The sequence below is a fragment of the Streptomyces genisteinicus genome (assembly GCF_014489615.1).
GTDB classification, from domain to species: Bacteria; Actinomycetota; Actinomycetes; order Streptomycetales; family Streptomycetaceae; genus Streptomyces; species Streptomyces genisteinicus.
In genome coordinates this window covers 1,770,308-1,794,176 of the sequence record NZ_CP060825.1, presented here as the reverse complement: position 1 = coordinate 1,794,176, position 23,869 = coordinate 1,770,308, and the positions used below count along the sequence as shown (strand labels likewise).

Here is a 23,869-nt window from a genome sequence, read left to right as displayed (position 1 = left end):
CACCCCGGGGGGAACCACCCATGTCCGTGTCCCGTGACCGGCTCGCCGACGCCCGCCTGTACCTCTGCACCGACGCCCGGAAGCGCCAGGGCGACCTGCCCGCCTTCCTCGACGCCGTGCTCGCCGCCGGCGTGGACGTCGTCCAGCTGCGCGACAAGGGCATGGAGGCGGGGGAGGAGCTGGAGCACCTTCAGGTCTTCGCCGACGCCTGCCGCCGGCACGGCCGGCTCCTCGCGGTGAACGACCGGGCCGACGTCGCCCACGCCATCGGCTCCGACGTCCTCCACCTCGGCCAGGGCGACCTCCCCGTGCCCGCCGCACGGTCGATCCTCGGCGACGGCGTGCTCATCGGGCGCTCCACCCACGCCGAGGCCGAGGTGGACAGGGCCGTCGCCGAGCCGGGCGTCGACTACTTCTGCACCGGCCCCTGCTGGCCCACTCCGACGAAGCCCGGCCGCTTCGCCCCGGGCCTCGGCCTGGTGCGGTACGCCGCCTCGCTCGGCACCGGCCGGCCGTGGTTCGCGATCGGCGGCATCGACGCGGACAACCTCGACGAGGTGCTGGACGCCGGCGCCCGCCGGGTCGTCGTCGTCCGGGCGATCACCGAGGCGGACGACCCCGGGGCGGTGAGCGCCGAGCTGGCGCGGCGGATCCGGGCCCGGGGGTGACCGCGCGGGGCCCGGGCACGCCGCCCACGGGCGGCCCCGGAGCCCCGCCGGATGTCTCAGCGGTGTCCGAAGGGTGGACAAGAGACGGGTGAATCGCGACAAAAACCCCTGATCCGGTTGGGTGACCCGCGTGCCATGGCTAACCTGCCGTTATGGCCCTCGGCACTGCTTCCACCAGGACGGATCGCGCGCGCACCGTGCGCGACATGCTCGCCACCGGCGAGACCACGTATTCCTTCGAGTTCTACTCGCCCAAGAGCGACAAGGGCGAGCGGAACCTGTGGAACGCGCTGCGCAGGGTCGAGGCGGTCGGTCCCGACTTCGTCTCCGTGACGTACGGGGCGGGCGGCTCCACCCGTGTGGGCACGGTCAAGGCCACCCAGAAGATCGCCTCCGACTCCACGCTCACCCCGGTGGCCCACCTCACCGCCGTGGGCCACTCGGTGGCCGAACTGCGGAACATGATCGGCCAGTATGCGGACGCCGGTATCAGGAACATCCTCGCCGTGCGCGGCGACCCGCCCGGCGACCCGATGGCCGACTGGGTCAAGCACCCCGAGGGCGTCACCTACGCCGCCGAGCTGGTCGAGCTCATCAAGGAGTCCGGCGACTTCTGCGTGGGCGTGGCCGCGTTCCCCGAGATGCACCCGCGCTCGGCCGACTGGGACACGGACATCCGGCACTTCGTGGACAAGTGCCGCGCGGGCGCCGACTACGCGATCACGCAGATGTTCTTCAGCCCCGACAACTATCTGCGGCTGCGTGACCGGGTCGTCGCCGCCGGCTGCGAGACCCCGATCATCCCCGAGATCATGCCCCTGACCAGCGTCCGGCAGCTCGAACGCTTCCCGCAGCTGAGCAACGCGCAGATCCCCGCGGACCTGAAAGACAGGATCCTCGCGGTCAAGGACGACGCGGCCGCTGTACGCTCCATTGGCATCGAGTTCGCGACGGAGTTCTGCGCGAGGCTGCTTGCCGAGGGTGTCCCGGGGCTGCACTTCATCACGCTCAACAACTCCACGGCGACACTCGAGATCCACGAGAATCTCGGACTGCACGAGCAGTCGTGACCGGTCGACTCCGCCCCGGCCCCGGGGCGGCGGCCGCTGGAGAGGGGCGGGCATGGGCTGGACGGTCCTCTACATCGCGTTCGGCATCGTCGCGCTGTGGCTGCTGGGCGAGGTGCTTCTGCAGTACAAGGCGCGGCTGCGCTGGCGGCTCCTCGCCTTCGGAGGCTTCCTCGGCGTCGTCATAGGCGTGCTGCTGCCGTCGGTGGTGGTGATCGCCCTGGGCGCCATCGCGTTCGCCGTGGGGCAGACGTACGTGACCCTGTCGTTCCGCAGGGGCTTCTCCACCGGCTGGGCGATCGGCGGCAAGCCCGGTGCCAGCAGGCGCCGCAGGGCCGGCGGCCCGCAGGCGGAGCGCGAGCCCACGCTGGAGGTCACGGACCTCTCCTACGACCAGGAGCAGCCCCCGGAGCAGGACCACCGGGCCCGCGACGAGGGGCCCCGGGTCCCCGATGCCCCCGAGGTCTACGCACCGGAGCCGATGCCCGACGACACGGGCCAGTACGGCGTCTACTCGCCCCAGGCGTACGGCGGGGGCGACGGCCGCGGGCAGCACGACGGCGGCCGGGACGAGGGGCACGCGTACGCGGCGGGCGCCTCCGGGTACGGCGCGTACGACGCCTACGGGGACTACGGGGACTACGGCGGCGGACAGCAGCCGGGCTACCAGGACCCCGGGCAGACGTCCTACGGCTACGGCGGAGGGCAGCAGCAGTACCCGTCCTACGACGACCCGTACGCGCAGGGCGGGGGAGGGCAGTACGCGGGCCAGACCGGCTACTACGACCCCGGCGCCTACGCGGACCCCTACGCGCAGCACTCCACCGACACCCCGCCGGGCGGCGTGTGGGTGCCGCAGCAGCGGGACAACGGCCAGGGCGCGCCCCCGATGCCGCAGGGGCAGCCGTCCCCGTACGGCTACGACCCCGACTACGACGAGCAGCAGCAGTACCGCTACTGAGACGGCCCGTTTCCCGGACACGTCCGGGAAACGGCGGGCCGGGCTCCCGCGGCCGGGCGAGCCGCCCGCGCGGTACCTCCGGCCGCCCGTGCCCCGGGCCGCCGGGACCGGCCGCGGCCCGGACGGACCGGCGGGCCGGGGAGCACCGGGGCGGCCCGGCCGCTCACTGCGAGCCGCGGAAGCCCGCTCCCTCGACGATCAGACCGGACACCAGCGCCCCCGACATGCCCGCGTGCGCCAGCCCGCCGCCCGGGTGGGCCCAGCCGCCGGCGAAGTAGAGACCGGGCAGCGGCGAGGTGTTGGCGGCCGGCAGCAGGGCGCCCGCGGCGCCCGCCAGGGCGGGCGGCGGGACGGACGCCGACCCCGTGGCGGCGCGGATGTCGTCCGGTGTGCGCACCTCGCGCCAGAGGATCCGCTCCCGCAGGCCGGGGACGGCCGCCTCCGCCGCCGCCACCATCAGGTCCGCCACCCGCGGACCGGCCGTCTCCCAGGAGGCATCGGCGAGGACGGCGGGAACGGTCGCCGTCAGGGTGACCGGCTCATGGCCGTCGTCGGGCCGCAGCAGCGGATCGTCCGGCCGCAGCACGGTCACCGTGGGCCGCTCCGCGACCCCGCCGGCCGCGAGGGCGGCCCATTCCGCGCTCGTGCCGGCCGGGTGCACCACCGTGCGGTGCGCCGCGTCCGCCGGGCGGCCGCCGCTCAGCGCGAGCATCACGGTCACCCGGCCCGTGCGCACCGGCGACTGCCAGTGCGGCCACTCCTCCTGCCGTTCCCAGCCGACGACATGCTCCTCGTACAGCGAGGGGACCGGGGCGCCGGAGACGACGGCGTCGGCCTCCACCGTGCCCTCCGCGCCGGTCTCGACGCCGGTCACCCGGCCGTCTCGCGTCACGACCCCCGTCACCGGACTGCCGAAGACGAAGCGGACTCCGCGCGCCAGGCACCTGGCGTGGACGGCGTCGGCGAGGGCCCGCACACCGCCCGCCACGTACCAGGAGCCGAACGTCTGCTCCATGTAGGGCAGGACGGCCGCCGACGCGGGAGCGGTCCGCGGATCGAGCCCGTACACCGTGGCGTAGGACGCGAGGAGCGCGGCGAGGCGGGGGTCGCGGAGCTCGCGCTCGCCGATCTCGGCGAGCGTCCGGGCGCCACGGCGCAACAGGCCCCGGCGCAGGGCCGGATACGGGTCGTCGTGGGGCAGCGCGCCGGAGGCCGGCTGCGGTTCCTCCAGCAGCGGGCGCCGCACCCGCTCCCACGTCTCGCGGGCCCGGCCCAGGAACTCGCCCCAGCGCTCGCCCGATCCGGCGCCCAGTGCGGTGTCCAGCGCGGAGACGACGCCGCCGCGGGAGGCGTTGGGCAGGCCGACGGCGGTGCCGTCGGCGAACACGTGCCGGCTCGACGGGTCGACCTGGGTCAGTGCGACGCTGCGCTCCAGCGGCTCCTTGCCGGTCTTGACGAAGAAGTCGCGCCAGACCGCCGGGAGATGGAGGAGGCCGGGTCCGGTGTCGAAGCCGAAGCCCTCGCGGGTGAAGCCGCCCACCGAGCCGCCGTGGGTCTTCGTGCGCTCGTACACCGTCACCCGGTGGCCCGCCGTGGCGAGCCGGGCGGCCGTCGCCATGGCGCCCATCCCCGCGCCGATCACCGCAATCCGTGCCATGCGCCGACCCTACCGACAGGGGCCCGGGCTCATCGCCGCGGCCCGTGGCGGACGCCTTCGCCGGCCAGCCGTCTCTCCTCCCTGCGCTGGGCCCGGCGCCGCAGGAACCGCCGGATCCTGGACGCCAGGAACACCACCGTCACGACGCCGGCCAGCAGCAGGCAGGCCGCGATCACCGCGGCGGCCACCGGATGGAACATGGCGAAGGTGATGAGCCCGGCCACCCCCAGGTCCTCGGCGAGGCTGACGCCGATGTTGCTGAGCGGTTCGGGAGAGGTGTTGACCGCCATCCTGGTGCCGGCCTTCACCAGGTGGCTGACGAGCGCCGTGGAACCGCCCACCGCCCCGGCCGCCAGCTCCGGCAGCGATCCGCTCTGCCCGGCGATCAGCGCGGCCACGACGGCACCCGTGACCGGCCTGATCACGGTGTGGACGGAGTCCCATATCGAGTCGACGTACGGAATCTTGTCCGCCACCGCCTCGCACAGGAAGAGCACGGCCGCGGCGATCAGGACGTCGGTGCGCTGCAGTGCCTCGGGCACTTCGTCGCTGATCCCGGTGGCGCCGAAGACGCCGAGGAGCAGGACCACCGCGTAGGCGTTGATCCCGCTGGCCCAGCCGCTGGTGAAGACGAGGGGGAGTACGGACACGGACGCGATCGTAGCCAGTGGCGGCGCGCGCCGGGTGGGGACCGGTACGGATGCCTGAGTATCCGTACCCAGGCCGCGGATGAGTAGGGGTGCGGATGGGCCGCGACCTGCGCGGACGGAAGAGTGTGGGGCACGGAAGGGGCGCGGCTCCGGAACCGGCGGCACGGGGCGCCGGAGCGGAGCGCACCCCGGCCGTGACGGGGAGAACGGCCGGAGAGCCCACGACCACGGGGGAACAACGGGGGACCGGGCTCTTCGGACCAGGGGGAACACGGGGGCAACGGGGTGCGCACAGGGCCCGGAGCGGTCGACGACCGGTCCGGGCCCCTGCGCGTGGTGCCGCCCCGCCGCGGCGCGTCAGTCGCGCCGCCCGCTCACCCGGCCGTGCAGCAGCAGCGACAGGGCCCCGTGCACGTCCTCCAGCGACCGCTCCCGCTGGAACGCCTGCCAGTCCAGGGCGGCCACCAGCACCATGCCGACCAGGGCGGCGGCGGTCAGCGGGATGTCGATCTCCTCGCTCAGCTCACCCGACCCGACGCCCTCGCGCAGCACCGCCTCCACGACGGCCACGGCCTCCTGCCGGACCACCAGCAGCGTCGACTGCCAGGCCCGGTTGGTGCGCCACAGCTCGGCCACGTAGAGCTGGGTGAACGCCGGATACCGGTCGATGAAGACCAGACCCGCGCGGATCATCCCGTCCAGCGCCTCGACCGCGGTGCCGCCGCGCCCGGACGCCTCGTCGGCCGCCTCTTGCAGGGAGGTGGTCAGCAGCCCTACCCCGTGCCGGAGCAACTCCTCGAACAGCTCCGTCTTGCTCTTGAAGTTGTAGTAGACCGTGCCCTTGGCGACCCCGGCGCGCTCCGCGATCTCGTCCACCGTGGTCGCGGAGAACCCCTGCTCGGCGATGAGGGTCACCGCGGCCTCGTAGAGCTTGGCGCGGGTCGCCCGGCGTCTGGTGCTGCTGCTGTCCATGAGGTCGATTCTCACAGGTCGCGCCGTGCTCACAGGCTCAGCTCCGGGTGGAGCCGGTCCAGTGTCCACACCTGCCGGCGGCGGGCCGACAGGGCCGTCAGGGCGAGGGCGGCCGCGGTGAAGGCGGCCAGCACCGCCACCGCCTGCCAGACCGGGCCGAGCCCGCCTCCCGTGATCAGCCTCCGCAGCGCCTCCACCACGTAACTCATCGGCAGGAACGGGTGGATCGCCTGGAAGAACGCCGGGCTCGTCTGCACCGGATAGGTTCCGCCCGCGGAGGTGAGCTGGAGCATCAGCGCGGCGAGCACCAGGATGCGTCCGGCCGCCCCGAACCGGGCGCCCAGCCACTGGACGATCGCGGTGAAGCAGCAGGTGACCAGTGCCAGGAAGGCCACCGTCCCGGCCGTCCGCGCGGCCCGCAGGCCCAGACCCCAGTGGAGCACCGCCATCAGGACGGCGACCTGGAGCACGCCGACGGCCGCGACCGGCAGCCATCCGGCGAGCGCGATCCGCCAGGCGGAGGCGCCCGCGGCGAGGGCCCGCCGGTTCAGCGGCTGGATGATCATGTAGGCCACCATCGCCCCCACCCACAGCGAGAGCGGGATGAAGTACGGGGCGAACCCGGTGCCGTAGTTGGGGGCCTCGTGCAGGGACCGCGCCGCGAGCTGCACGGGGTCGGCCATCACCTCGGTGCGCCGGTCGCGGTCCTCCTTGCCGTAGTCGGGGATCTTCCCGACGCCGTCGCCGAGTCCGCCCGCCAGTTCCTCGGAGCCGCCCGCCAGCCGGAAGAGGCCGCCGTTCAGGTCGCCCGCCCCCTTCTTCAGCCGGCCGACCCCGCTGTCCAGGTCCGTCGAGCCGGTCCTGGCGGTGCTGAGCCCGGTGTGCAGGGTGTCGGCGCCGCCGGCCACCTTGCGGGCGCCGGTGTTGAGTTCGTTGATCTTGCCGACGGCGTACTCCAGGTCCTCGTCGAGCCGGGGGGCGCGCTTCGCGAGATCGCCGGCCTGCTTCTCCAGCTTCCTCAGGTGCCCGTCGAGGGTCTTCAGATCGCCCTTGCTGTTCGCGACCAGGGCGCTGACGTCGTCGGCGACCGCCGCGACGTCCCGGGCCGTGGTCTCGGCCCGCTTCAGCGCGGGGCAGAACGACGGGTCCGGCAGCACGTTCTCCTCGCACCGGGTCCGGTGCATCGCGCTCAGCTCGTCCGCCGACTTGTGGGCGAGCACGGCGCTGCCCGGGGCGGTCTTCACCAGGATGTCGAGGTTGTGGCGCACGGCCCGGGAGGAGTCGGCCACCAGCCGCGCGGTGTCGCCGATCGCCTGTCCGTTGTCCTTCAGGTACGGGCGGACCTGGTCGGCGACGCCGTTGACCTTGTCCGCGAGCTGCTGGGTGCCCGCCGCGACCTGGCGGGAGCCGGTCTCCAGCTCGGCGGCGCCCTTGTCCAGGCGCCCCAGGCCGGCGGCGAGCCGGCCGCTGCCCGACTTGGCGTCCTTCAGCCCGTCCGCGAGGTCCTGCGAGCCCTTCTTCGCCCTGCCGACACCGTCCTTCAGGTCGGCCGCGCCCTTCGCGGCCTCGGCGGTGGCGTCGTGGATGTCGGAGAAGGAGATGAAGATGCGGTCGAGGAAGCCGCGCGAGGCGTTGGTCGACGCCGCCGTGCGCACCTCGGAGAACACGGTGCGGGATATCTGGCCGACGATGTAGTTGTTCGCGTCGTTCGTCCGCACCTGGAGGGCCCCGGTCTCCGGGCTGTCGCCCGCGCTGGAGGCGATCCGGCGGCTGAAGTCCGCCGGCAGGGTCAGCGAGAGGTAGTACGTCCCGTCCTCCACGCCCTCGCGGGCCTCGGCGGCGCCGACCTCGTGCCACTCGAAGACCTCGCTGTCGTGCAGGCCCTTGGTGATCTCGTCGCCCGCGCGGAGGGCACGGCCGTCGGCGGTCGCGCCCCGGTCGTCGTTGACGAGGGCGACGGGTATCCGGTCGAGCCGGCCGTACGGGTCCCAGAACGACCACAGGTAGAGCGCTCCGTAGAGCAGCGGCAGCAGCAGGACCGCCACCAGCGCGGCGCGGGGCAGCCTGCCCCTGCCGAAACGCTTCAGCTCAAGCGCGGCCAGTTTCGGCGAGCGCATCGGCCGCCCCCTCCTCGGTCGTGTCCTGCTGGTCGCCGCCGGCCTGCCCGCCGGCGTCCCGGGGCGCGGTCGCGCCGCGGTCCGGGGCGGTCGGTACTCCGTCCACGAGGGTCTGTTCCTCGTCCCGTGTGGTCCGGTCGTGGTCCGGGGTGGTCGGTTCGTCGTCCGGGGCGGTCCGGTCGTGGGCCGGGCTGCCGGGGGCGGTGCCCTCCGGACCGGCCGCGGTGCCGGCCGCGGTGCCGGCCGCGGTGCCGGTGGCGGGGTCAGGTGTACCGGTGCCGGCGGGCCCCCCGTTCCCGCCGGCACCGGTGGTCTGCGCGGCGGTCGCGCCGGAGGTGCGGACGACCACCGCCCCGACGCCCTCGGGGGCCTGGCTGCACACGGCGAGCACGGTGGTGCCCGAGGCCGCGACCGAGCGCAGCAGCTCCCACGCCTGCGCGCGCTCCGCGTCCGAGAGCTTGAGATCCGTGTCGTCGACCGCCAGCAGCAGCGGCCGGCCCACCAGCGCCAGGGCCACGGACAGCCGGAGGGACTCCAGCCGTTCCAGGTCGCGCACCGCCGTGCGTTCCCGCTTGGGCAGGCCGTCGAGGTCGAGGCCGGCCGCCTCCAGTGCCCGGTCGACCCGCTCCCTCGCCTCGGCGCGGGTGGCGCGCGGGTGGAGCAAGGAGCGGAACGGACCGCCGAACCGCCGCTGGAGCAGGGCGCGTTCCCTCAGGTGCTCGGCCACGGTGAGCGCGGGGTCGAGTTCGCTGACTCCCGGCACGGGACCGAGCGCACTGATCCCGCGGACCGCCGCCATCCTGCGCGGCAGCGCCAGTCCGGCCACCCGGGCGCTGCCCTCGGTGGTGCGCATCCGGCCGGTGAGGGCCAGCAGCAGGCAGGTGCGTCCGGAGCCCGAGGGGCCCTCCACCGCCACCAGCGTGCCCGCCGGGACATCGAGGTCCACCGACCGGAAGGCCCATCCCCGGGGCCCTTCGAGCCCCAGCCCCTCGGCCGTGACGGCCGCTCCCCGGACGTCCTCCACGGCATCCACCCCCGTTTCCGCACCGACTGTCTTTGAACTGACTGGTCAGTACAGAAGCTACCCCTGAGTAGTCTCCGCGCGCAAAGCGGGTCCACGGCACCGGGCCGGATCCGGCCGCGCCCCCGGCGCCGACGGCCCGTGGCGGCCGTTCGGCTCAGCCGCTCCGGCGACCGCCGTCCTCGCCCGGGAGCTCCGCGCCACCCGCGTCCGCGGCCTCCTCGTACGCGCCCCGGCCGGCTGCGCCCTGCACCTCCGCGCCCCGGCCGGGGGCGTCTCCGTCTTCCGGGGTGCCGGCGTCCGGGTCCGGTGCCGGGGCCGGGGGCGTCTGCGCCGAGAACATCACGGCATCGCCCGCGTCACCGCCGTACACGTCGCGCACGGCGTCCTGCGGACCGGCCGTCCCCGGCCGGGGCTCGATCTGGGCGACCACGTCCGCGAGCCGGGTGCACAGCCGCCCGATCTCCCGGTGGGTCTCGTCCCGCTCGGTGACCACGGCGGCCAGCAGCAGAGCGGTCAGCGCGGCCGTCCCGTTGAAGGCCTGGAGGGTCACCATGTTGGTGAACAGGTCGTGCCCGGCGAACGGCCCGCTCCCGCCCGCCGCGGCGAGGATGGCCAGCGTCGAGACCGCCAGCGTGCACATCGCGGCGCCCGGCTGGCGGAACCGGTAGGCCGCCCAGATCAGGAAGGGGAAGACCAGGAACAGCAGCGACGCGTTCGACGTACGGGTCGCCAGATGGGTCACGGCCACGGTGGCCGCCGCCAGCACGGCGGCCTCCGCCCATCGCTCCCACCGCACACCGGCCGGACGCCTGATCCTCCGGAGCACCAGCAGGAACGGGGTCACCACCAGCACGCCCATCGCGTCCCCGGTCCACCACACCGACCAGGTGGGCCAGAAGTCGCCGCCCTCGATCGCCCCCGAGGCCAGCAGCACCGCCGAGCCGACCGTGGCGCTGACGAGCATCCCGCAGAGCGCGCCGAGGAAGACCAGGGCGGGCACGTCCCGCAGCCGGTCCAGCTCCGTCCGGAAGCCCGCCCTGCGCAGCAGCAGGAACGCGCAGACGGGGGCGAGCGTGTTGCCGGCGGCGATCAGCAGGACCGCCGGGACCGAGGGGCCGAGCGCGACGTTGGCGAGGAACGCGCCCAGGGCGATCCCGGGCCACACCGGCAGCCCCACGACCAGCAGACCCGCCAGCGCCACACCGGTCGGCGGCCACAGCGGGGTGACCTGGCCGCGCACCAGTTGCTGCAGCAGGCCCAGTTCGGCCGCCCCGTAGTAGAGGGACGCCATCACGGCGATCCGCAGCAGGGCGGCACCGAGGCCGCGCGAGGCGCCGCCGCCCGCCCGGCCGGCGGGCGAACGGAGCCCAGCCGCCGCGGACCGTCGGCGCGGCACGTCACGGTGCGAGGGCATCGGCATCCGGCCCGTCGTAGCGCACCACCAGCACGGCGGCGTCGTCCCGGTGCCCGGTCAGGTCCGCCACCCGCACGATCGCCGACGCCAGCACACCGGGATCGCCCTCGCGTCCGGCCTCCACGAGCCGCACCACCTCCGCGAGACCGGACTCGATCGGGTAGTGGGGGCCCTCGACCACCCCGTCCGTCAGCAGCACCAGCACTCCGCCCTCGGTCAGCCGCCGACGGGTCACCGGGTACTTCTCGCCGGGCATGATCCCGAGCGGCGCGCCCCCGAGGTCGAGCGCCACACCGGTGCGGCCGCTCGCCGTCGCCCAGACCATCGGCACATGGCCGGCGCGGGAGACGGTCAGATCCCGGCTGACCGGGTCGAACCGCAGGAAGCAGCAGGTCGCGAAGAGCCCGCAGCCCATCGAGATCAGCAGGTCGTTGGCGCGTGCCAGCACCTCCCGGGTGTCCGCGGTGGTGCCCGCGACGGCCCGCAGACTCGTGCGCACCTGGCCCATGAACGCGATGGCCTCGACGTCGTGGCCCTGGACGTCCCCGATCGCGAGCGCCAGCGACCCGTCGGCCATGACGAAGGCGTCGTACCAGTCGCCGCCGACGTCCAGCCCGTCCCGGGCGGGGGTGTAGCGCGCGGCGATGCGCAGCCCCGGCAGCTCCGGCAGCCCCGGCGGAAGCATGTGCCGCTGGAGCGCCATCGCGAGCTCCACCCGGGCCCGCTGGTACTTGATCCGCTCCAGGGCCTGGTCGACGAGCTGCCCGAGGGTGACGAGGAGTTGCTGGGCACTCCCGGGCGGGTCGGGGTGTTCTCCACGCATGGTCGGCTCCGGTGTTTTCGACCCTTCTTCACCCTAGCCGCGACCTGTGTCCCCCCCCACAGGGAGAAGGGCGAAAAGGTGCAGGTCAGGGCGATTGTCAGTGGTGGGCGACACCATGGATGCACACGGCCACAGTGCCGTCACACGACGACAGGAGGCTCGTCATGGCCAGCCACTTCGCCGCCTCGGCGCGGCGCCGCGCCACCGGCCCTGCCCCCTCATCGACCGGACCGGCGCGTGACGTCCACCCGGTCCTGCGCCGGGAGTCGGCCCCGCCTGCCGCACTCGACCTGCTCGCCCAGGCCCGGTCCGGTCTGGACGAGGCCGCGTCCCTCCCCACCCCCAACGAGCGGTACGCCATCGCCCACCTCGCGGCCCTGCGCACGGCGGCGGCGGTACTGGCGGCGCGCGGCCGGCCCGAGACCAGTGCCCGGCGACGGCAGCGCATACGCAGCGCCTGGGAGGTCCTGCCGGAGATCGCACCCGAACTCGACGAGTGGAGCCTGCTCTTCGCCGCCGGCGCGGAGCGGCGGGCGAGGGCGGAGGCGGGCATCCGCGGCGCCGCGAGCCCGCGGGACGCCGACGACCTGCTGCGGGACGCGGCGATGTTCCTGCGCATCGTCGAGCGGCTGCTCGTGCTCCAGCCGGTCCTACCCCGCCCGCGGCAGGACCGGCCCGACGCCGGGGGCGAGGGCACCGGCGGCTGATGGGGCCGGGCGGCCGGCGGGAGGGCGGTCCGGTCCGCCGCCCGGCCGCGCCGGGAGCCCGGGCGCCGGCGCCCGGGAGCGGGGGGAGGGCACGGGCCGGGTGCACGGAGGCGCGGCGCACCGAGGCAATAGGGTGGGCGGCAGATCGCCAGCACATCGACGTACCGCCCGAGGAGCCAACTGCCGTGCCGGACCCATCTCCTGCCTCCGGTGGGGAGACCCCACCGCGCCCCTCCCGCGCGTCCCTGCGCACCTCCGTGGTCTGGGAGGTTCTCCAGGAGGCCCTCGACCGGCGGGTCAAGGCCGCCGGGACGGACCGCCTGGACGTGCTCGACACCGGCGGCGGCACGGGCAACTTCGCGGTTCCCCTGGCCGGGCTCGGCCACCGGGTCACCGTCGTCGACCCCAGCCCGAACGCCCTCTTCGCACTGGAGCGCCGCGCCGCCGAGGCCGGCGTCGCCGACCGGGTCCGCGGCGTGCAGGGCGACGTCAGCGGCCTCTTCGACGTGGTCGACCGGGCCGGGTACGACGCGGTGCTCTGCCACGGAGTCCTGGAGTACGTCGACGACCCGGCCGACGGCCTCCGCAAGGCCGTCGAGGCGCTACGCCCCGGCGGCGCCCTCAGCCTGCTCGCGGCCGGACTCGGCGGCGCCGTGATCGCCCGCGCCCTGGCCGGCCACTTCGGCGAGGCCCGCCAGGCCCTGGGCGACCCGGACGGACGCTGGGGCGCGGGCGACCCCGTGCCGCGGCGCTTCACCGCCGACCAGCTCACCGGACTGGTCACCGGAGCGGGCGCGGAGGTCTCCGCCGTGCACGGCGTACGGGTCTTCGCCGACCTCGTCCCGGGCGTCCTCGTCGACACGGAGCCGGGTGCGCTGGAGGCCCTGCTGAAGCTGGAGGCCGCCGCCGCCGAACTCGCGGCCTTCCACTCCGTCGCCACCCAGCTTCACGTCCTCGGCGAGAAGCGCGCCTGATCAGCTACGCAGCCGCAGATGGAGTACGCCACAGACCCCCCGATCGTGGAGTTCGCCACGTATGATCGGGGGACACCGTCCGGCATGACGTATCGGAGGATGGGGAATCAACGCCTCAGGACTTCGATCGGCATGGCGGCCCGGACTGGCGTTGGGCGAGAGGCGGGTTTCACGGGGGCGAATCCCTGCCTATCCTGAAAGGGCCGCATACCGGTCGCCCCCGCGACCGACGAGGAGGAGGACTCCGTGCCGCTCTCGGAGCACGAGCAGCGCATGCTCGAGCAGATGGAGCGAGCGCTGTACGCCGAAGATCCCAAGTTCGCTACAGCGCTCGAGGGAAGCGGGCTGCGTACGTACACCCGGCGACGGGTCTACCAGGCAGTCGCAGGCTTCCTTGTGGGTATCGCGCTCCTCATGGCCGGAATGGTCGCGCAGCAGATCTGGATCAGCGTGGTGGGCTTCCTCGTGATGCTCGGCTGCGCGGTGCTGGCGGTCACCGGCTGGCGCAAGGCTCCCAAACCAGGTGAGCAGCAGACCTCGGGTGCGCCGGCCGCGGGTGGCCGACAGCATCATCAGCGCAGGTCGATGATGAACCGGATCGAGCAGCGGTGGCAGCGCCGCCGCGACGAGCAGCAGGGCCAGTGATCCGTGTCCGCCGCCGTGTGCGGCGGACCCGGCAACGCGTCGGTTGACGCTTGTACTTATGGCTGAGGGGCGACGCGAGCGCGTCGCCCCTCAGCCATGCGTGTGACCGCCTGCGGGACACGCACCCCGCGGTCGGCGCCCCGCTGGGGAGGGCGGCATGGGCAGAGGGTGCCGGCCCGTGGCCCGGTTCCGGGCGCGGTCGCTGCCGGGGGAGGCCGCCCGCCAGGGCTCGGGCCCGTCCCCGGGGGAGCCGTCCGGCCCGCCCCGTGGCGGCTGGGTTCCTGCCCGGCCCCGCCGGCCCCGCCATGGAGCTCTCCCGGTGCCCCGCCCGGCCCCGGGCCTCGCGGAACCGTCCGTTCCACGGGTCCTTGACCGGCCGGGCAACCGTCCGTTCCACCGCCGCGGACCGTCCGCCCGGCCCCGCCGGGAACCCACTCGGCCCTCGGGCCCCTCGGGCCGACCGGCCCAGGGCCCGCCGGGAACCCCGTACGGCCCCGGGAACCCCGTACGGCCCCGGGAACCCCGTACGGCCCAGGGCCCCGCGCGGAGACCCCCGCACCTCCGCACCGGAGCCCGCGGACGGGTGTGCCCCGCTCCCGTGGAGGAGCGGGGCACACCGGCCTGCGGCGGTGGATCAGCCGCGCTGGCGGGACGGACGGCGCAGGAGCGAGGTGATCCGGTCGAGCGGGAGACGCCGGGGCGACCAGCGGTCGGTGAGCTCCGACCAGCGCTCCGAGCACGCCCAGATCACCCGAACGGACGAACGCGGCAGAAGCAGGGCACGCAGCCGTACCCAGGTGCTCACCTGCTCGCGCAACCCGGACCGGATCAGCCGCGCGTCCTCCGCCAGCCCCGTGGCCGGCCGGGGGTCCGGCGCGTACAGCACCTCCTCCACCGCACGGGCCGTGCGGTGCACGGCGGCCGCGGGCTCGTCCGACAGGCCGCCCTCCGACACCAGGCGTGCCGCGGCCCTGCGAGGGGTCAGCGACTCGTCGGGCACGATGCCGAGGTCCCAGGCGGTGTCGGTGATCTCCTGCCAGACGGCGAGGGTGCCCGCCGGGTCCCCGGCCGGTGCGGCCGGGCCCGTGATCTGCCCGCGGCCGTCCGCCTCCTGCGGAGCCGCCCCGGGCTTCCCCGGACCGGCCGGCGGCGCGGCGGACTTCGGGGCGCCGAGCCGCCGGCCGCGCGCCGCGATCCGCCACAGCAGCGGCAGCAGCAGCACCAGCAGGACCGCGAGTGCGCCGAGACCGGTGAAGAGCACCGTGGCCCAGGGGAAGCCCTGCTCCTCCTGCTCGTCCACCTCGCGCGGCGTCGCCGCCCCGCACTCGCCCAGCCGCCGTTCGGGCTCGGGGCAGGCGTCGGGTGCGGTGGGCGCACGGGACGGCTGGGCGCTGGCACCGGTCTCCGGCTGCGCCGGGTCGCTCGCGCCGCCCTCCGGAGTCTCCTCCTGCGCGTACTCCGGCGTGCTGCCCCGGCTCGGTGTCGGCTCGAAGCGGGTCCAGCCGATGCCGTCGAAGTACAGCTCGGGCCAGGCGTGGGCGTCACGCAGTCCGACCGACATGGTGCCGTCGGACTGCGGGGTGCCCGGCGTGAAGCCCACCGCGACCCGCGCCGGGATGCCGAGCGTGCGCGCCATGGCCGCCATCGAGAAGGAGAAGTGGACGCAGAAGCCCTCCTTCTGCTCCAGGAAGCGGGTGATCGCCGCCGCGCCCGTGCCCGAACGGACCTGCGTGTTGTAGGTGAACCCGCCGTCCTCGGCGAACCACTGCTGGAGTCTGGTCGCCCGCTCGAAGTCGTTCGCCGCCCCCTCGGTGATCGTCCGGGCCGTCCGGGCGACCGACTCCGGCAGGGAGTCCGGCACCTGTGTGTACTCGGCCTTCAGCTCCGACGGCGGCGCCAGGGCGTCGGCCAGCTGCTCCCGGGTCGGGCGGACCACCAGGCTGTTGACCGAGTACTGGACACCGCTCGTCGTCTGTCCCCGGTCGCCCACCAGCGTCCGGCCCGAGGGCTCGTAGCGCCACCGGCCGTCGATGGTCACCTTCGTCGCCGGATAGGGCATCGGCAGCCAGCTCTGCTTGTACGAGCCGGCCGCGGAGAGGTTGGTCCGCACCTCGGTGACGGCGACCGCCGGGCTCAGCCCGGACGGCTCCGGGAGCCGGTCCGGCACGTTCTCCACCTTGCGCTCGGAGGAGCGCCAGGAGGTGCCGTCGAAGCGGTCGAGAGCGACGATCCGCAGGTACATGCCCTTGGTGTCGGGCGCGTTGGTGCGGTAGCGGAGCACCTCGCGGTTGGTCGGCTGGTTGAGGCTGTCCTGGAGGGAGACCAGGGGGTTGACGGCGGAGATCGTGCCGCCGCCGCCCGATCCCCGGCCCGCTCCGCCGCCCGTGCCGTCGAACAGCCCGCCGTCCAGGGCGGGCAGCACGGCCGGCACCACCAGCGAGACGCCGAGCGCGACCACGCCGATCCGGCGGCCGGTGCGGACCGGTGCGTGCGCGGGGGCGCTCGCTTCCAGCCCTCCGTTCTGCCGTCCGCGGCCGCGTGGCGCGCCGCCGAAGACCCGCCCCCACTGGGAGAGCCGGTCGCGGCCCTCGGCGAGCAGGAGCAGCAGGTAGCCGACGGCGGCCAGCACGAACCAGAGCCAGTTCGCCCCGCCGTCGGAGAGGCCCGCGGCGACCGTGTAGAGGGCGAGCAGCGGCAGCCCCGCGGGGGCCGCGCTCCGGTAGGTGACCGCGAGGGCGTCGACCACCAGGCCGACCACCAGCACACCGCCGACGAGCATCAGCCGGATGCCGTCCGTCGCCGGAGCGGGGATGGCGTAGCGGCTGACGTCGTCGTACCCCGCGGAGAACAGCTCCCCGAAGTGGGCGAATGCGTCGGGGCCGGGCAGCAGCCAGAGCACGGCGGAGTCGCGCACGAACAGGACCGTCACGGCCAGCAGCGTCACCACGGCCTGCAGTGCGATCGTCAGCGGTCTGGCCAGCGGCACGCGCCGGGCCAGCGCGCCGGCGCCGCTCTGGAGCGCCAGCAGGACCGCGGCCTGGATCATCCACCCGGACTCGCCGACCAGCGGCAGCAGGGCGCCCGCCGCCAGCAGTGTCGCGGCGTAGGCGCAGAGGGCGAGCCTCGCACGACCGCTCATGACCAACCCCCCGTGTATCCGCCGGAACCGTCGGACGCCCGGCTGCGTTCCTGGCCCGCCTGCTGCCACAGGTCGCCGAGCGCGGCACCGGGCCGCACGGGCAGCGCCGTCCAGCCCGCCTCCCGCAGCTGCCGGAGCCGCTCCTCGACCGAGGGCGACACCGCGCCCGCGGCCGCACCGGGCTCCGCGCGCGGAGCCTCCCAGTCCATCAGGAAGGCCACCGCGGAACCGGTGCGCTGGCGCATCCGGGCCGCCAGCGCCGCCTGATCCTGGTCGAGGTCGCCGAAGAAGGCGACCAGCAGGCCCTCGCCGCCGCCGCTCAGCGCGTCGTGGGCCCGGGACAGGCCGGCCCCGTCGGAGTGCTCGACGACCGCCAGGGTGTCCATCATCAGACCGGCGGAGTCGGCCGAGTCCTGGGAGGAGCCGGCGTAGCCGTCGGCCCCCTCGCCGGGCACGGACGTCCCGGTGTCGGTCAGCAGCCGCACCGAGAAGCCGCGCTCCAGCAGGTGCACCAGGGCGGAGGCCGCGCCGGACACCGCCCACTCGAACGCCGAGTCCGGGCCGCCGCCCTGGTAGCCGGTGCGCCGGGTGTCCAGCAGGACCGTGCAGCCGGCCCGCTGCGGCTGCTCCTCGCGGCGGACCATGAGCTCGCCGTGGCGGGCCGTGGAGCGCCAGTGCACCCGGCGCAGGTCGTCTCCGTACCGGTAGGCGCGCGGAATGATGTCGTCGTCGCCGGCCAGCGCGAGGGAGCGCCGCAGGCCGTCGCCGTACCCCGAGGCCTCGCCGGCCAGCCGCACGGGCGGCAGCGGCTCCGTCCGCGGGACGACGGTGAGCAGGTCGAAGGCGCTGAAGGAGCGCGTCAGTTCGCACATGCCGAACGGGTCGCTCAGACGCAGCTGGAGCGGGCCCAGCGGATAACGGCCCCGCAGATCCGAACGGACCCGGTAGGAGACCTCGCGCCGTCCGCCCGCCTCGACCCGGTCCAGCACGAACCGGGGGCGGGGGCCGAGCACGTAGGGCACGTGGTCCTGGAGCATCAGCAGGCCGGTGGGCATCCGCGAGATGTTGTCCATGCGCAGGTGGACCCGCGCCTCGGCGCCCGCGGGCACCCGCCCGGGGGACAGCCGTCTGCTGGCCGCGACCCGGTAGCGGGTGCGGTAGAGCACGGTGACGCAGATCAGGGGCAGCACCGCGAGCAGCAGCCCGACCCGCAGCAGATCGCCCTGCCCGAGCGCGTACGCGCAGGCGGCGGCGGCGACGCCGGCGGCCAGGAAGGAGCGTCCGCGGGTGGTGAGGCCGGACAGCGCCGCCCGCACCCCGCCCTTGTCGTCGCCCTCCGGACCGGCGGGTGCGCTGGGCCGTCCGGCGGACATCACAGCCGCCGGGCGCCGGGCTGCTGGCCGTAGAGCGGCTGCTGTCCGGTGCGGCCCTGGACGTACGCGCCGTCGGCGCTGCCGGTCGTGGGCACCGGGGTGCGCTGCACGATGTCCAGGACGACCTGCTCGGCGGTGAGGCGGTTGAGCTGGGCCTGGGCGGTGGGGAGCAGCCGGTGGGCGAGCACCTGGACGGCGAGCGCCTGGACGTCGTCCGGCAGGGCGTACTCGCGGCCGCTGAGGGCCGCGGAGGCCTTGGCGGCGCGCAGCAGGTGCAGGGTGGCCCGGGGGGACGCGCCGAGTCTGAGGTCCGGGTGGCTGCGGGTGGCGGAGACCAGGTCCACCGCGTACTTGCGCACCGACTCGGCGACGTGCACGCCGCGCACGGCCTCGATCAGCTTGACGATGTCGTGGGCGTGGGCGACGGGCTGGAGGTCGTCGAGAGGATTGACCGCCCCGTGCACGTCGAGCATCTGGAGCTCGGCGCTCGCGCTCGGGTAGCCGATGGACACGCGGGCCATGAAGCGGTCGCGCTGGGCCTCGGGCAGCGGGTACGTGCCCTCCATCTCCACCGGGTTCTGGGTGGCGACCACCATGAAGGGGTCCGGCAGCTCGTAGCTGTGGCCGTCGATGGTGACCTGGCGCTCCTCCATCGACTCCAGGAGCGCCGACTGGGTCTTCGGCGAGGCGCGGTTGATCTCGTCGCCGATCACGATCTGCGCGAAGACGGCGCCGGGCTTGAACTCGAACTCGCGCTGCTGCTGGTCGAAGATCGACACACCGGTGATGTCGGACGGCAGCAGGTCGGGCGTGAACTGGATCCGCCGCACCGTGCAGTCGATGGAGCGCGCCAGCGCCTTGGCCAGCATGGTCTTGCCGACGCCGGGGACATCCTCGATCAGAAGATGTCCCTCGGCGAGCAGCACGGTCAGCGAAAGCCGTACGACCTCAGGCTTGCCCTCGATCACACTCTCCACCGACCGGCGCACCCGCTCAGCCGTCGATGTCAGATCAGTGAGGCTCGCTCGATCGTCATAGGTCGTCACCCGGCCCTCCTCGGCCACTTTCCTGGGCCTGCGCACCACGGACGGCGCGGCCCACCAAGAAATACGGACGCCGCCGCCGGAACGTTCCGGACCGGCGTCACATCCGCATTCTTGTTGGCGTCACCGCGTTGTGTCACTTGCCTGTGGATAACCGGAGGCGGAATGACGGATTTGATCAGATTTATCGGGTGCTCGGCCGCTCACGCAGCGGGGTCGACCTCGCGCAGCGCGCCGGACTTCACGTCGAAGACGAAGCCGCGGATGTCGTCGGTGTGCAGCAGGAACGGCGAGGTGCGCACCCGCTGCATCGACTGGCGGACGTCCTGGTCGACGTCGCGGAACGCCTCGACGGCCCACGACGGGCGCTGGCCGACCTCCGCCTCCAGTTCCATCCGGAACTCCTCGGTGAGGGACTCCAGGCCGCAGCCGGTGTGGTGCACCAGGATCACGCTGCGGGTGCCGAGCGCCCGCTGGCTGATGGTGAGCGAGCGGATCACGTCGTCGGTGACGACTCCGCCGGCGTTGCGGATGGTGTGGCAGTCGCCCAGCTGCAGGCCGAGCGCGGCGTGCAGGTCGAGCCGGGCGTCCATGCAGGCCACCACGGCCACCTGGAGGACCGGCCGGGCGTCCATGCCCGGGTCCGTGAAGGCCTCGGCGTAGCGGGCGTTGGCCTCGACGAGGCGGTCGGTCACGGTGCCGGTCGCGGTGGCGGTGGCGGCGTCGGGGGCGTTCGTGGAAGTCGACATGGCTCGAAGGTATCCGTCACAGGGCGGTCGAGCCGGTAGTGAGAGCGGACAAAGAACATCAACGCGGTGTGTCTGTGAGGCAGCCCACAGGGCCCGGGACCGGGCCCGCGACGCGCTGCCCGGTTGATTGACCGGCCGCACCCGTGGACTAAAGTGACGCGGAGTTCCGGACGTCACCAGCACTTTCGGCGGTGTCCCCGGCACATCCGGGCATCCGCCTCACCTCCCGCTTCCTCCCGCACTTCTCCGCAGTCCCGCAGTCCCGTCGTTCCGCAGTTCGCGTTTCCCCTGCACCACCCGCAAACCCGCATACCCGCGTGCGCGGCGCAACGCACGGCCCGGCCCTGCTTCGCCCGCCGGACCTGAGAGGGCGCATGAGCCAGACCCGACACGTCCCGGTGATGCTCCAGCGGTGCCTGGACCTGTTGGCCCCGGCCCTCCAGCGGCCCGGCGCGCCGGCCGGTGAGGGGCCGGTCGTCGTGGACTGCACCCTCGGCCTCGGCGGACACAGCGAAGCACTGCTCACGCGCTTCCCCGACGCCCGGCTCATCGCGCTGGACAGGGACACCGAGGCCCTGCGGCTGTCGGCCGAGCGCCTCGCGCCGTTCGGTGACCGCGCCACCCTGGTGCACGCCGTCTACGACGAACTCCCCGACGTCCTCACGCGTCTCGGGGTGCCCCGGGTCGACGGCGTCCTCTTCGACCTCGGCGTCTCCTCCATGCAACTCGACGAGGCGGACCGCGGGTTCGCCTACGCCCAGGACGCCCCGCTGGACATGCGCATGGACCAGACGACGGGCGTCGGCGCGGCCGAGGTGCTCAACACCTACCCGCCCGGCGAACTGGTGCGCATCCTGCGGGCCTACGGCGAGGAGAAGCAGGCCAAGCGGATCGTCTCCGCCATCGTGCGCGAGCGCGAGAAGGAGCCGTTCGCCAACAGCGCCCGGCTCGTCGAACTGATCCGCGACGCGCTGCCCCAGGCCGCCAAGCGGACCGGCGGCAATCCGGCCAAGCGCACCTTCCAGGCGCTGCGGATCGAGGTCAACGGCGAGCTCACCGTCCTGGAGCGTGCCGTCCCCGCCGCCGTCGCGGCCCTCGGAGTCGGCGGGCGCATCGCCGTCCTGTCGTACCACTCGCTGGAGGACCGCCTCGTCAAGCAGGTGTTCGCGGCGGGCGCCGCGAACACCGCGCCGCCCGGACTGCCGGTGGTCCCGGAGGAGTACCAGCCCCGGCTGAAGCTGCTCACCCGCGGCGCCGAACTCCCCACCGAGGAAGAAGTGGCCGAGAACCGCCGGGCAGCCCCCGCGCGTCTGAGGGCAGCGGAACGCATCCGCGAGGACGTGGCCTAGGCACAGCGGGCGGTCGGCGCGGTCGGCACGGAGATGCGGAGGACACGGTGAGCACAGCGGCCAGGGAGCTGAGGGGTCGGGCCGCGCGGCTGGCCCGGCTGATGCCGTCCGGGCCCAGCAGCGCCGCGCGCACCCCGTTCGTCCTGCTGGTCGTCCTGCTGCTGTCCGGCGGCCTGATCACCCTGCTGCTGCTCAACTCCTCGCTCAGCCAGGGCTCCTTCCGGCTCAGCGAGCTCAAGAAGCAGACCACCGAGCTGACCGACCAGGAGCAGGCCCTCCAGCGGGACGTCGACAGCCGCTCGGCTCCCGACGCCCTGGAGCGCCGCGCCCGCGAACTCGGCATGGTCCCCGGCGGCAGCCCCGCCTTCCTCGGCCCCGACGGCGCCGTCCGCGGCGTCCCGGGGCGGGCCACCGCCCAGCCCCGGCCCTCGCCCTCCGCCGCGTCCCCCTCCGCGTCCCCCTCCGCGCCGCCCTCCGCTTCGCCCGCCGGGGAGCCCGGCGCGGCACCCTCGCCCTCCGCGGGCGCCCCGGCCGCGTCCTCCGGGCCGTCCCCCACGCCCACGACCACCGGCAGGTGACGCGATGCCCCCCAAGGAACCCCCGCGGCGCCGCGTGCCGGGCCCCGCCCGGCGGCCCGCCGCGCCGCCCCCGGGACGCCCGTACCGGCGCCCCTCCCGTGCGCCCCGGTCCGCGCCCCGCACCATCCGGCTCGGCAGCCCGCGCCCGCGGCTGCGTCTGGTGAGCCTCGGGCTCACCCTCGTGATGATCGCCTTCGTGGTGCGGCTGCTCCAGGTGCAGGCCGTCGACGCCGAGGCGCTCGCCGCCAAGGCGGACAGGAACCGCTACGACAGCGTGACCCTCGCCGCCGAGCGCGGCGGGATCACCGACCGGGCGGGCGTCTCCCTCGCCATCTCCGTCGACGCCCACGACATCACCGCCGACCCCAAGATGTTCACGCCGAAGGAGGCCAAGGCCCCCGACGCGCCGGACCAGGCGGCCGCCCTGCTGGCGCCGATCCTCGGCACCGACGCCGCCGTCATCGCCGAGAAGCTGCGCAAGCCCGGCTCCCGGTACGCCGTCCTCGCCCGCCGCCAGACGCCCCAGGTGTGGAAGCAGATCAAGGACCTCAAGAGCGTATACGCCGAGAAGGCGTCCGCCGACCGGGCCGCGGGCGGCCCCGGCGCCAACGTGCTGGCCGGCGTCTTCCAGGAGCCCAGCAGCAGGCGCGTCTACCCCAACGGCACGCTGGCCGCCGGGATACTGGGATACGTCAACGCCGAGGGCCGGGGCGGCGGAGGCATCGAGTCCCTGCTCGACACGACGCTCGCGGGCCGGGACGGCACCGTCACCTACGTCCAGTCCGGCGGCCGGCGCATCCCGACCGCCGGGTCCAAGGAGACGCCCGCCGTCCCCGGCTCGGACGTCGAGCTGACGATCGACCGGGACATCCAGTGGGCCGCCCAGAAGGCCATCGAGGACCAGGTCGCCACGTCCCGGGCCGACCGCGGCTACGTGATCGTCCAGAACACCCGCACCGGCGAGATCCTCGCCATGGCCAACTCCCCGGGCTTCGACCCGAACGACCTCGGCCAGGCCGACGCCACCGCCATGGGCAACGCGGCGCTCCAGGACGCGTACGAGCCCGGCTCCACCGCCAAGGTGATGTCGATGGCGGCCGTGCTGGAGGAGAAGAAGGCCACCCCCGGCACCCACGTCGTCGTCCCGAACCGCCTGCACCGCGGCGACCGGCTCTTCAAGGACGACATCGACCACCCGACCTGGTACCTCACGCTCAACGGCGTCCTCGCCAAGTCCAGCAACATCGGCACCATCCTCGCCACCGGCCAGCTCGGGAAGACCCAGCAGGAGGCCAACCGGGTGCTCCACTCCTACCTGCGCAAGTTCGGCATGGGCAGCACCAGCGGGCTCGGCTACCCCGGCGAGACCGCCGGCATCCTGGCCGCGCCCGAGGACTGGTCGACCTCGCAGCAGTACACGATCCCGTTCGGCCAGGGCATGTCGGTCAACGCCATGCAGGCCGCCTCCGTCTACTCGACCGTCGCCAACGGCGGCGTGCGCATCGAGCCGACGCTGGTGCGCGGCACCAAGGGCCCGGACGGCCGGTTCACCGCCGCGCCCGCGCCCGAGAAGACCCGGGTGGTGAGCGAGAAGACCGCCGACACGCTGGCCGCCATGCTCGAATCCGTCGTCGACGACCGGGAGGGCACCGGCACCAAGGCACGCATCCCCGGATACCGCGTGGCCGGCAAGACCGGCACGGCCAACCGGGTGGACCCCGAACTCGGCCGCTACAAGGGCTACACGGCGTCCTTCGCCGGGTTCGCCCCGGCCGACGACCCGGAGATCACCGTCTACTGCGCCATCCAGAACCCCACCAAGGGCAGCTACTTCGGCGGCCAGATCTGTGGACCGGTCTACCAGAAGGTCATGGAGTTCTCGCTGAAGACCCTGCAGATCGCACCCACCGGCAAGGCACCGGCCAGGCTGCCCGTGACCTTCGACCCCGGCGAGTGACC

The 23,869-nt window shown here is 74.3% G+C and carries 19 protein-coding genes and 1 pseudogene; 9 read left to right on the top strand and 11 right to left on the bottom strand.

The annotated features are described in order from the left end of the window. The first annotated feature begins 20 nt into the window (after positions 1 to 20). The 3 genes from thiE to IAG43_RS07900 all read left to right on the top strand — a co-directional run bounded on the left by thiE (position 21) and on the right by IAG43_RS07900 (position 2,696). Positions 21 to 668 (top strand): thiamine phosphate synthase, encoded by a 648-nt coding sequence (thiE, locus tag IAG43_RS07910; protein ID WP_187740048.1) that lies wholly within the window; start codon positions 21 to 23, stop codon positions 666 to 668. Positions 669 to 820: 152 nt separating this feature from the next. After that, positions 821 to 1,738: a methylenetetrahydrofolate reductase [NAD(P)H] gene (gene metF / locus IAG43_RS07905; RefSeq protein ID WP_187740047.1), complete on the top strand. Its 918-nt coding sequence runs from the start codon at positions 821 to 823 to the stop codon at positions 1,736 to 1,738. 52 nt (positions 1,739 to 1,790) lie between these two features. Then, on the top strand, positions 1,791 to 2,696 hold the full coding sequence (locus IAG43_RS07900; RefSeq protein ID WP_187740046.1) for a hypothetical protein: 906 nt from the start codon (positions 1,791 to 1,793) through the stop codon (positions 2,694 to 2,696). 163 nt (positions 2,697 to 2,859) lie between these two features. Here IAG43_RS07900 and IAG43_RS07895 read toward each other — a convergent pair whose 3' ends face one another. From IAG43_RS07895 to IAG43_RS07865, 7 genes and pseudogenes are all read right to left on the bottom strand, one after another. After that, positions 2,860 to 4,353, bottom strand: a complete 1,494-nt coding sequence (locus tag IAG43_RS07895; protein WP_187740045.1) for a phytoene desaturase family protein — start codon at positions 4,351 to 4,353, stop codon at positions 2,860 to 2,862. A 29-nt stretch (positions 4,354 to 4,382) separates the two neighbouring features. Further along, positions 4,383 to 5,003, bottom strand: a complete 621-nt coding sequence (locus IAG43_RS07890; protein WP_187740044.1) for a DUF4126 domain-containing protein — start codon at positions 5,001 to 5,003, stop codon at positions 4,383 to 4,385. Between the two features lie 357 nt (positions 5,004 to 5,360). Next, positions 5,361 to 5,975, bottom strand: coding sequence for a TetR/AcrR family transcriptional regulator (locus IAG43_RS07885; protein WP_187740043.1), 615 nt, complete (start codon positions 5,973 to 5,975; stop codon positions 5,361 to 5,363). 29 nt (positions 5,976 to 6,004) lie between these two features. After that, positions 6,005 to 8,092, bottom strand: a complete 2,088-nt coding sequence (locus tag IAG43_RS07880) for a YhgE/Pip domain-containing protein (protein WP_187740042.1) — start codon at positions 8,090 to 8,092, stop codon at positions 6,005 to 6,007. Next, positions 8,064 to 9,116, bottom strand: coding sequence for an ATP-binding cassette domain-containing protein (locus IAG43_RS07875; protein ID WP_187740041.1), 1,053 nt, complete (start codon positions 9,114 to 9,116; stop codon positions 8,064 to 8,066). The genes IAG43_RS07880 and IAG43_RS07875 overlap by 29 nt, the downstream gene beginning before the upstream one ends. Positions 9,117 to 9,522: 406 nt before the next feature. Beyond that, a pseudogene (locus tag IAG43_RS07870) lies at positions 9,523 to 10,407 on the bottom strand (MASE1 domain-containing protein); the annotation flags it as partial. 106 nt (positions 10,408 to 10,513) lie between these two features. Continuing rightward, positions 10,514 to 11,353: a PP2C family protein-serine/threonine phosphatase gene (locus IAG43_RS07865; RefSeq protein WP_187740040.1), complete on the bottom strand. Its 840-nt coding sequence runs from the start codon at positions 11,351 to 11,353 to the stop codon at positions 10,514 to 10,516. 164 nt (positions 11,354 to 11,517) lie between these two features. On the opposite strand from IAG43_RS07865, the gene IAG43_RS07860 reads away from it, so the two are divergent. From IAG43_RS07860 to IAG43_RS07850, 3 genes are all read left to right on the top strand, one after another. Beyond that, a complete protein-coding gene (locus IAG43_RS07860) occupies positions 11,518 to 12,060 on the top strand; it encodes an SAV_6107 family HEPN domain-containing protein (RefSeq protein WP_187740039.1) in 543 nt (180 codons plus the stop codon). Between the two features lie 185 nt (positions 12,061 to 12,245). After that, positions 12,246 to 13,034, top strand: a complete 789-nt coding sequence (locus IAG43_RS07855; protein ID WP_187740038.1) for a methyltransferase — start codon at positions 12,246 to 12,248, stop codon at positions 13,032 to 13,034. A gap of 246 nt (positions 13,035 to 13,280) precedes the next feature. Continuing rightward, positions 13,281 to 13,679: a DUF3040 domain-containing protein gene (locus IAG43_RS07850; RefSeq protein ID WP_187740037.1), complete on the top strand. Its 399-nt coding sequence runs from the start codon at positions 13,281 to 13,283 to the stop codon at positions 13,677 to 13,679. A 634-nt stretch (positions 13,680 to 14,313) separates the two neighbouring features. Here the strand turns inward: IAG43_RS07850 and IAG43_RS07845 are convergent. From IAG43_RS07845 to IAG43_RS07830, 4 genes are all read right to left on the bottom strand, one after another. After that, entirely contained in the window at positions 14,314 to 16,818 is a 2,505-nt protein-coding gene (locus tag IAG43_RS07845; protein WP_187740036.1) for a transglutaminaseTgpA domain-containing protein, read from the bottom strand. Then, the gene (locus IAG43_RS07840) at positions 16,815 to 18,191 is read right to left on the bottom strand and encodes a DUF58 domain-containing protein (protein WP_187740035.1); all 1,377 of its coding nucleotides are present in this window, start codon (positions 18,189 to 18,191) and stop codon (positions 16,815 to 16,817) included. Before IAG43_RS07840 ends, IAG43_RS07845 begins: the two co-directional genes overlap by 4 nt. Then, positions 18,191 to 19,237: an AAA family ATPase gene (locus IAG43_RS07835; RefSeq protein WP_187740034.1), complete on the bottom strand. Its 1,047-nt coding sequence runs from the start codon at positions 19,235 to 19,237 to the stop codon at positions 18,191 to 18,193. Before IAG43_RS07835 ends, IAG43_RS07840 begins: the two co-directional genes overlap by 1 nt. 200 nt (positions 19,238 to 19,437) lie before the next feature. Further along, positions 19,438 to 19,983 (bottom strand): beta-class carbonic anhydrase, encoded by a 546-nt coding sequence (locus tag IAG43_RS07830; RefSeq protein WP_187740033.1) that lies wholly within the window; start codon positions 19,981 to 19,983, stop codon positions 19,438 to 19,440. 374 nt (positions 19,984 to 20,357) lie between these two features. On the opposite strand from IAG43_RS07830, the gene rsmH reads away from it, so the two are divergent. The 3 genes from rsmH to IAG43_RS07815 are packed head-to-tail and all read left to right on the top strand — an operon-like array spanning position 20,358 to position 23,867. Next, positions 20,358 to 21,332, top strand: coding sequence for a 16S rRNA (cytosine(1402)-N(4))-methyltransferase RsmH (rsmH, locus tag IAG43_RS07825; RefSeq protein ID WP_187740032.1), 975 nt, complete (start codon positions 20,358 to 20,360; stop codon positions 21,330 to 21,332). Between the two features lie 47 nt (positions 21,333 to 21,379). Continuing rightward, a complete protein-coding gene (ftsL, locus tag IAG43_RS07820) occupies positions 21,380 to 21,910 on the top strand; it encodes a cell division protein FtsL (RefSeq protein WP_425508579.1) in 531 nt (176 codons plus the stop codon). Positions 21,911 to 21,914: 4 nt separating this feature from the next. Further along, positions 21,915 to 23,867 carry a peptidoglycan D,D-transpeptidase FtsI family protein gene (locus IAG43_RS07815; protein WP_187740031.1) on the top strand — a complete coding sequence of 651 codons (1,953 nt, stop codon included), beginning with the start codon at positions 21,915 to 21,917 and terminating at the stop codon, positions 23,865 to 23,867. Positions 23,868 to 23,869: the final 2 nt, after the last annotated feature.